This is a genomic window from Flavobacteriales bacterium, from assembly GCA_016779995.1.
Taxonomy (GTDB): domain Bacteria; phylum Bacteroidota; class Bacteroidia; order Flavobacteriales; family UBA7312; genus UBA8444.
Genome location: JADHMO010000001.1, coordinates 159,931 through 169,543 on the forward strand (window position 1 = coordinate 159,931; position 9,613 = coordinate 169,543).

The window sequence follows — 9,613 nt, forward strand, 5'->3', positions numbered from 1 at the left end:
ACACCACTAAAGTATCTATTTTTTAAGTTATTGGAAGTCAATTACAACAAACTTTTTCAAATGGAAAAAAAGGTTATTTTTGTGGCTCAAATTTTAATAAAAATGGCAAAGAAGAAAGATAAAACTGAAGAACAATTCGCAGCAGTAGAGGAAACGTTAACTAGAACTGAACAATGGGTAGAGAGTAATCAAAAGACTTTATCTACAATTGTTTTTACAATAGTTGGAGTTATTGCTTTATTCTTAGCCTACGACAAGTTTTACCTAGAACCTGTAAATGAAGAGGCTCAACAAGAACTTTTTAAAAGTGTTACTTATTTCGAAGCAGACTCTTTTAACTTAGCTCTATATGGAGTAAATGGCGAATATGGTCTACTTGATATTATTGATGAATATGGTTCAAGCGATGCCGCTAATCTTGCGAATTATTATGCTGGTATATCTTTTCTAAATATGGGTGACAATGAAAGTGCCATAGATTATTTAAACGACTTTTCAAGTGATGATGAAGTTGTATCTTCAATTGCTTTTGGAAGTATTGGAGATGCCTATATGAATATGGGAGAGTTTGACGATGCTATCAATTTCTGGACTAAAGCTGCTTTCAATAGCGAAAACAATTTCACTGCACCAATTTATCTTAAAAGAGCGGCAATGGCTCTTGAGGAAGATGGTAATATTGATAGAGCATTAGAATACTATTCAACTATACAAAAAGACTATTCAGAATCAGACGAAGCTAGAGACATTGATAAGTTCATTACTCGAGCTCAATTGAAACAATAATTTAACAGCTCGCTTAGCGAGCTTTTTTTATGGCTACAGTTAATAAAAATTTATCCAATTACGATTTCAGCTTAGTTCCTTCTGCTAGAGGTATGAAGTTTGGAATTGCTGTTGCCGAATGGAACGAAAATATTACTGAGGGTTTGTTCAAAGGGGCTTTGGACGCCTTATTAAATTGTGGTTGCCAAGAAAGTAATATTATCAGAAAAAACGTTCCAGGTAGTTTTGAGCTTCCTTTGGCAGCTCAATTCTTTTTTGAATCAACTGAAGTAGATGCCGTCATTTGTTTAGGAAGTGTAATTCAAGGAGAAACTAAACACTTTGACTTTGTATGCCAAACTACAGCTTTGGGTATAAAAGATGTATCGCTTAAGTACAATAAACCTGTAATTTTTGGTGTACTTACTGACAACACTATGCAACAAGCTATTGACCGCTCTGGAGGAAAGCACGGCAATAAAGGTACTGAGGCTGCCATAAGTGCTATAAAGATGGTCAATTTATCATCTCAATTCTAGCTATCTTTTTTTTTCGTAATTTTGTGCTTATAACTTAAGCCAGAATTTAATGTATTTTCGAAATTGCTTCCTTTTATTAGCTCTTATTGTTAGCTATACTCTTTTTGGACAAAACACAGTTTCTATTTTTATTTTAGATTCAAACAATAAGGTAGATAGTGCTTGGGTAGCCGACAGATATACTCAAGTAGGATTTACACCATCAATAACAATTTCAGAAATAAATACTACCCTTAATACCTCAAATTTTGATGTGGTAATTGTTGCTGAAGGATATTCATACGATAATAACGTAGGTGACTTTACCCTTGATATCATCAATGAAAACGAACGTCAGATTATTCAAAATTTTGTTGAAGATGGTGGTCATGTGGTTTGGATAACAGAAAATTGGGATGACTACCCAGCCTCAAATGCAGCCTTCCAAACTATTAACACTATTTATGAAACTTTTGTAAGTGAAAGTGCTTTCTTTAATAATGGAGGAATGGGATCACCAAACATATACAGAATACATCCAAGTATAGGACCTGCTGGACTATCACCAACAGAAACAGTCTTATCTTCAGGAAGTTATAGTACAATGATTAATGTACCTGAATGCAACAAATTATATACACCTGATGTTGCTGACAATTCTGGCAATATTTTTGAGACATGTACGCACACTGTACTAGCCGTATTTCCAGCAAGACCAAAACCAAATGAAGGGTCAATCATTATTTCAACTGAATTAGGACTGCCATTCCAACCTTTTATATTTTATGGGTTCGAACCTATATTTGAATATAATGAAGAATTGGATAGTGCGATAGCACTTTTACACTACAAGCTTCTCATTGAAGAAAATACCAATGAATTAAATGATTGGTCTGATATCAGTTCAAATGCGAACCCCAATTGCCCTGTTAATGTAGCTAGTTATACCCTAAGTGATACCGTCGTTTGTGTAGGAGATACAATTTTTTTTACTCATAATTATGATGGTGATGTTTTATTCTATTCAACTCAAGATTCTGGATATATAGATATTACAATTACTAATTTCATAATTAACGGAACATGTAATGATGATACTATGGTAACTGTTCGTTTTGTTAATCCCATAGTTGATCCCGGTAATAATATAAATATTTGTGTAGGAGATGAAATTGTATTATCAGCAGAAAACCCTTCAAACGCTGAAATAAGCTGGAATAATGGCGTAATAAATAATGTACCCTTTGTTCCCCAAGAAAGTGATACTTATATTGTAGAATCTACGCTTTTAGGTTGTTCTTACAGAGATAGTTTAAAAGTGTTTGTTATTGAAGAACCTGTCATTTCCTTAAATACTGAATATAATACCATTGCATGTAAAGGAGAGCAACTTATTTTTAACGCTACAACAAACCCAAATTCAAATATAAACTGGAACAACAATATCAATAACAACACTCCATTTACTGCCGATAGTAGTGCTGACTATTTTGTACAAGCAAGTATTGGAAATTGTATTTCTACTGACTCTATTCGACTAACTGTATACGAAACACCAATTGTTGAAGCTGGTGATGACCAAGAAATATGTATTGGTGAATCTGTAATTCTTGACGCAGTAGTAGAACCAATAAATTCAATTATTAGTTGGAATAATCAAGGGGTTGATGGAATATATTTTTATCCTAACCAAACAAAAACATACACAGTAACAGCCAATTTTAATGATTGTATTTCAAAAGATTCACTAACGGTAATTGTAAATATACCACCTAAACCCTCTTTTGAAGTAGATATCAATTACGATACCGATTATATAAATACATACTTCTTTCAAAATTCAAGTAGCGGTGGAATGAATTATGATTACTTATGGGACTTTGGAGATAGTACTCAAAGCAACGCATTCTCACCTTCACACGATTATGATAGCAGACATATAAAATTGGCGAATGTAACGCTATATATTTATGATGATTTTGGTTGTTTGGATAGTATAAGTAAGTCTTACAGAATAAATGAGAATTTAAAAGATAGTGTATTTGTCCCTTCAGCATTTACACCTAATGGAGATCAAGATAATGAGCTATTTATACCAATATTTAACATATCACCTAGAGAATATGAATTTTCCATTTTTAATAGATGGGGTCAGCGTATATTTTATAGCACAGATCCAAAGTTAGGTTGGAATGGTAGATATAAAAATAAACTTGTTCAAAACGGCATTTACACCTATAAATTACTATTCAACTTAAAATCGATAACGGGAACATTTACTGTAATGGGGGAAAAATAAAAAAGGTCTGAAAAATCAGACCTTTTTGCGGAGAGAGAGGGATTCGAACCCCCGGTACATTGCTGTACAATGGTTTTCAAGACCACCGCATTCGACCACTCTGCCATCTCTCCTGCGGACGGCAAAAGTAAAATATTTTTAGTTTTATTTCACATATTGAAAGAAAAAAACAATAAAATTTTTAGAATTAATTATCGATATTAATTTTTTAACTTAGCATTATGAAGTATTATCTATTTACTAAGAGTCTTTTCACTTGCTTTTACCTCTTACTTTTTCAGTCATTTTCATATGCTCAACAAATAGATGCTAGGTTTGATATTGCTCATTTTCAATCTGAAAAAATACCCTATATAGAAACTTATTTATCTGTAAATGGAAATGGAGTAAGCTATCTAAGCCAGGCAAATGGTACTTTTCAAGCCCAACTTGCAGTTGTTGTTGAATTCGTTCAAGATGATAATATCATAAAAGTAGACAAGTATAATTTATCGAGCCCAGAAATAAAGGACACTTCATTTATCGACTTTGTTTTTTTAGACCAACAACGCTATCAGCTTTCTGAAGGGGATTATACTCTTAGGTTAAACATAACGGATATTAACAAAACTGAGGTAGAAATTAAGCATGAACAAGCCATTACAATAAATGTAATTAATAATGGTTTTTCAGATGTTCAATTAGTAGAATCGTATAGCCAAACAATAGAAAAAAATATATTAAGTAAGGGTGGTTATGATTTAGTACCTTTTATTTCAAACCTATACAATACTGCAAATAAAAAATTAAGTTACTATTTCGAGTATTATTCTGATACTGATGAAGAAGTACTAATTCAAAGCAGTATTATTTCCCAGTCAACACAAAAAATTGTTAATGAGCTTGTCAAAAGAAAAAAATGTAACTCCATGTTTGACGCTAGTTTAAATACATTTCCCATCGACAATTTAACAAGTGGTACTTACTATTTAAAGATTGAGGCTATAAATAGAAATAATGAAGTTATACATACTCAAAAACGACAGTTTTATAAAATAAATAAAGACCTAAAAGATGAATTTGTTTTTGAGGATACTTTTATATTATCAGTAGATAACAAAGACACTTTAAAACAATACATAGAGTATTTACACCCCCTACAATCATCGATAGAAAATATTCAAGCTAAAAACTTAGATTATGAGAATGTAGAAATGCTACAAAAGTATTTTTACAGATTTTGGTATGATCGAGATCCATTCAATACTGAACAGAGTTGGAAAAATTATTACAATCTGGTGAAGCTGGTCAATAAAGAGTTTACAAATGGAATAATTGATGGGCACTTAACCGATAGAGGAAGAATATATTTAAGTTATGGCTCTCCAAATTCTAGGTCACAAGAAATAATGCCTAAGGGTTTTCAACCCTTTGAAGTTTGGCACTACTACTCTATTGGAAATGAGAGGGATATTAAGTTTATTTTCTCTAACGATAGAATGCCTAATGAGTATCGCTTAGTTTATACCAACAAATTCGGAGAAATCAATGATAAAGATTGGCTAAACCGATTCGAAGAAAATTATTACGATGATTTCGATGAAGGAAAAAAATCTCCTATTGATTATTACAACAACCCTAACTAACACCACTTGAATAGCTTTTTATTGATATTGCTAAAATTGTATGCTCGTCTTCCAATGGGTTTAATCTACATTATAGGTATCAAATTAGCCCTTCTTCTAAGAATTTTTTCCTACAGAAAAAAAGTGATTGACAACAACCTAACAAATGCTTTTCCAGATAAGGATAAGTCATCACTAAGAAAAATAAAAATTCAATTTTACTCTTATTTTGGGCAACTCCTCGCAGAGTCCATAAAGCTATTTCATTGTTCTGAAGATACGATTAGAAAAAGTCATAAATTCGTTAATGATTCTCAAGTAAATGCTTTTTTAAAACAAAATAAAGATGTCATTATAGTTTTGGGTCATTATGGAAATTGGGAATGGGCTCTTTTAGCTTCATCATTAAATTTTGATGCCGAAATGGTAGGTATTTACAAACCACTTTCTTCTACATTTTGGAATAAGCAAATATTAAAAATGCGCTCTCAATTTGGGGCTACCTTAGTGAGTATGAAAGAAAGTGTCCGTTACCTCTTAAAAAAAGGAAAAAAACCTAGAGTAATAGGTGTTTTATCAGACCAAACTCCTTCTTCTGATGAATTGAATTACTGGATTAATTTTTTAAATCAAAAAACTCCAGTATTTTTGGGTACAGAGAAGTTAGCAAAAAAGATGGATTGCCCTGTATTTTTTGCACACATTAAGCCTTTGAGTCGTGCCAAATATGAAATAAATTTTGAACTCATAACTGACACGCCAAATCAATGCCAAGAAGGAGAAATTACTCGCTTACATTCCCAGATTTTAGAACAAAATATTAATAGAAATCCAGCCTATTGGCTGTGGTCACATAGAAGATGGAAACACCAACAAAAGTAGCAGTAGTAATTCTTAACTACAATGGTATTCATTGGCTTAAAAAGTTTTTGGGAGATGTAGTAGAAAAAACCACTAATGCCGAAGTGATTATTGCCGACAATGCGTCAACAGATGACTCTGTTAATTATGTTTCTAACAATTTTCCTAGTGTAAAACTTATTCTAAACAAAACTAATGAAGGTTATGCTGGTGGCTACAACAAAGCATTGCAACAAATATGTGCTGAGTATTATGTTCTACTTAACTCCGATGTAGAGGTTACTAAAAATTGGATAGCTCCAATCATCGAATTAATGGATAGTGACAAGAGTATAGCTGCTTGTCAACCAAAAATAAAGAAATACGACGACAAAAATAGTTTTGAATACGCTGGTGCAAGTGGTGGCTTTTTGGATAAGTATGGCTATCCATTTTGTAGAGGTAGAATCTTTGATTCTTTGGAAGAAGACAAGGGACAATATGACGATGCTTCTGAAGTATTTTGGGCTAGTGGTGCTTGTCTTTTTTTACGTGCCGAAGCTTTTTACGAAGTTGGTGGTTTTGATTGGGACTTTTTTGCTCATATGGAAGAAATTGACCTATGTTGGAAACTTAAAAACAAAGGTTATAAAATTATGTGCGAACCCAAATCAACTGTTTTTCATGTGGGAGGAGGTACTCTCAGTAGTGGAAGTACGTTTAAAACCTATCTAAACTATAGGAATAACCTACTAATGTTATACAAGAATCTTAAACCTGAAAAGCGATTCAGTACTTTATTTAAACGTATGTTGTTAGATGGATTGTCTGCTATCAAATTCATTTTGAATGGCAAACCTCAGCATGTGTTATACATTTTGAAAGCACACCTCAAATACTATACTTTACTGAGTGCATTTAAAAAGAAAAGACCACAAAGCTACCAAGCTAAGTTATTTCCAAAAAGTGTAGTGTATTTGTATTTTGTTAAGCGTCTAAAAACTTACCATCAACTCAATAAAGATTTTAGCTGATTTACAGTATAATCTATCTCTTCAATCGTGTTGTATTTACTAAAGGAAAAGCGTAGAGATGGGCGACTCATATCGCTACCAATAGCTCTTAATACGTGAGAACCTAAATTGCTACCTGACGAACAAGCACTACCCCCAGAAGATGCTATGCCCATTATGTCTAAATTGTAGAATAGCATTTCACCTATTTCAGTTTGGGGAAATAGAACATTTAATACCGTATATAATGACTTTTCTAAGCTAGCACTCTCGCCATTGAATTCAACACCAGGTATAGCATCTTTAAGACCTTTTATCATATGTTGTTTTAGCATCTCTATATGTGTTCTATGTTCTTCTAAGTCACGATATGAAACGTCCATAGCCTTAGATAGTCCAGCTATACCATAAACATTCTCTGTTCCAGCACGCATATTCCTCTCTTGACCACCTCCAGAAATAAAGGGTTTTATTGTGATATCGGCATTGATATATAAAAACCCATTGCCTTTAGGACCATGAAATTTATGCGCTGCACCAGTTAAGAAATGTATGGGTAATTCTTGTAAATCAAAGGTATAATGCGCCATAGTTTGAACCGTATCAGAATGGAAAATAGCATCGTAAGTCTGACACATTTCACCGACAGCCTTGATATCTAATAAATTACCAATTTCATTATTGGCATGCATTAAGGAAACAAAACTTCGGTTGTTAGATTTTAATAATTCTTCAAGGTGAGACAAAACGACATTTCCCTTATCATCTAAATCCACATAAGATAGCTTAATCAAACCCTTAGAAGCCATATCTTCCAAAGTATGACCAACTGCATGGTGTTCAATTTTAGAAGTAATAGCATGATTAATTCCCAAATCGACCATACCACAACGAATAGCCATATTATCGGCCTCAGTACCCCCAGAAGTAAAAAATATTTCTCCTGGTGCACAATTCAAATGTTTGGCAACATTTTTTCTTGCTTTTTCAACTATTGAGCGAGAAATTCTACCAAAAGAATGTATAGAAGATGGGTTGCCAAATCCTTCTTGCAAAATAGGCATCATAACCTCTATGACTTCCTTATCAATTGGCGTTGTCGCCGCATTATCTAAATAAACTTTCATCGTCTAATTGATGGTCAATTCTTTAATTTCATTCATAAAGCGTTCAGCCAAATTATCGGCATTTTCTTTACTTACACTTTCTGTGTAAATTCTTATGATAGGCTCAGTATTAGATTTTCTTAAGTGAACCCATTCTTCAGCAAAATCTATTTTCACTCCATCTATTGTTGTAACATCTTCGTGAGCGTATTTTTTTGACATTACTGATAAAATCATATCTACATCAATCTCAGGTGTTAGTTGAATTTTATTTTTTGACATAAAGAAACTAGGGTAAGAAGCTCTTAATTCCGAGCATTTCATTTTCTTTTCTGCTAAAAGAGATAAAAATAGTGCAATACCTACTATTGAATCTCTACCATAATGAGATTCTGGAAAAATAATTCCTCCATTTCCTTCACCACCAATTATAGCCTTACATTCTTTCATTTGGTTGACAACATTGACTTCACCTACTGCCGAAGAAAAATATTGACCGCCATGCTTGTGAGTGACCTCTCTCAAAGCTCTCGAAGAGGATAAATTAGAAACTGTATTGCCTTTTTCTTTAGATAAAATATAGTCAGCACAAGCCACTAGTGTATATTCTTCTCCAAACATACTACCATCTTCATTGACAAGGGCTAATCTATCTACATCTGGATCAACAACTATACCACAATCGGCATTAGTTTCCACTACTAGCTTAGAAATTTCTGTCAGATGTTCAGCCAAAGGCTCGGGATTATGAGGGAAGTGTCCGTTAGGTTCACAATACAAAGAAACACAACTCACTCCTAAACTTTCTAAAAGTGCAGGAACGGCTATTCCACCAGTAGAATTTACAGCATCTACTACAACTTTAAAGTTGGCAGCTTTAATAGCATCTGTATTTACCCATTTTAATTTCAACACACTGTCAATATGTTTCTGAATATAAGTATCATCAGAATAATATTTTCCTAAATCATCAACCTCAGCAAAATTATAATCGTCGGCCTCTGCAATAGCTAAAACCTCAGCACCATCATCGGCATTAATGAATTCTCCTTTTTCATTTAACAATTTCAAAGCATTCCACTGTTTAGGATTATGACTTGCAGTTAAAATTATTCCACCATCTGCGTTTTGCATTTGTACTGCTAACTCTACAGTAGGTGTTGTTGACAATCCTAAATCATAAACATCTATTCCTAAGGCTTGTAGAGTGCTTACCACTAACTGTCGAATTATTTCGCCTGAAATTCTAGCATCTCTGCCTACAACGACAGATGGAGACTTTTGACATCGGTTTTGTATCCAAGTGCCATAAGCGGCTGTAAAACGAACCGTATCAACAGGGGATAAACCCTCTCCTACTTTACCTCCTATAGTTCCACGAATACCAGAAATAGATTTGATTAAAGTCATGTGTTATTTTTTGATTAGGACAAAAGTAATATTTTAAAATATTTGAATTAGATATATT

8 protein-coding genes and 1 tRNA gene are annotated in these 9,613 nt (G+C 33.2%); 6 read left to right on the forward strand and 3 right to left on the reverse strand.

Features of this window, described 5'->3' with window-relative positions:
• The first annotated feature begins 60 nt into the window (after positions 1-60).
• From ISP71_00780 to ISP71_00790, 3 genes are read left to right on the forward strand one after another with little or no spacing between them, the layout of a single operon-like run.
• Positions 61-786, forward strand: coding sequence for a tetratricopeptide repeat protein (locus tag ISP71_00780; protein MBL6662610.1), 726 nt, complete (start codon positions 61-63; stop codon positions 784-786).
• A gap of 29 nt (positions 787-815) precedes the next feature.
• Positions 816-1,304, forward strand: a complete 489-nt coding sequence (locus ISP71_00785) for a 6,7-dimethyl-8-ribityllumazine synthase (GenBank protein ID MBL6662611.1) — start codon at positions 816-818, stop codon at positions 1,302-1,304.
• A gap of 49 nt (positions 1,305-1,353) precedes the next feature.
• Entirely contained in the window at positions 1,354-3,582 is a 2,229-nt protein-coding gene (locus ISP71_00790; GenBank protein MBL6662612.1) for a gliding motility-associated C-terminal domain-containing protein, read from the forward strand.
• A gap of 28 nt (positions 3,583-3,610) precedes the next feature.
• Here ISP71_00790 and ISP71_00795 read toward each other — a convergent pair.
• A tRNA-Ser gene (locus tag ISP71_00795) sits at positions 3,611-3,695 on the reverse strand.
• Between the two features lie 108 nt (positions 3,696-3,803).
• Here ISP71_00795 and ISP71_00800 point away from each other — a divergent pair.
• The 3 genes from ISP71_00800 to ISP71_00810 are packed head-to-tail and all read left to right on the forward strand — an operon-like array spanning position 3,804 to position 7,060.
• Positions 3,804-5,207 carry a GWxTD domain-containing protein gene (locus tag ISP71_00800; protein MBL6662613.1) on the forward strand — a complete coding sequence of 468 codons (1,404 nt, stop codon included), beginning with the start codon at positions 3,804-3,806 and terminating at the stop codon, positions 5,205-5,207.
• 6 nt (positions 5,208-5,213) lie between these two features.
• Positions 5,214-6,068 carry a lysophospholipid acyltransferase family protein gene (locus ISP71_00805; protein ID MBL6662614.1) on the forward strand — a complete coding sequence of 285 codons (855 nt, stop codon included), beginning with the start codon at positions 5,214-5,216 and terminating at the stop codon, positions 6,066-6,068.
• Positions 6,047-7,060 (forward strand): glycosyltransferase family 2 protein, encoded by a 1,014-nt coding sequence (locus tag ISP71_00810; GenBank protein MBL6662615.1) that lies wholly within the window; start codon positions 6,047-6,049, stop codon positions 7,058-7,060. Before ISP71_00805 ends, ISP71_00810 begins: the two co-directional genes overlap by 22 nt.
• Here ISP71_00810 and ISP71_00815 read toward each other — a convergent pair.
• Positions 7,036-8,166, reverse strand: coding sequence for a cysteine desulfurase (locus ISP71_00815; protein ID MBL6662616.1), 1,131 nt, complete (start codon positions 8,164-8,166; stop codon positions 7,036-7,038). The genes ISP71_00810 and ISP71_00815 overlap by 25 nt on opposite strands.
• 3 nt (positions 8,167-8,169) lie before the next feature.
• On the reverse strand, positions 8,170-9,555 hold the full coding sequence (gene glmM, locus ISP71_00820) for a phosphoglucosamine mutase (protein ID MBL6662617.1): 1,386 nt from the start codon (positions 9,553-9,555) through the stop codon (positions 8,170-8,172).
• Between the last annotated feature and the right edge of the window lie 58 nt (positions 9,556-9,613).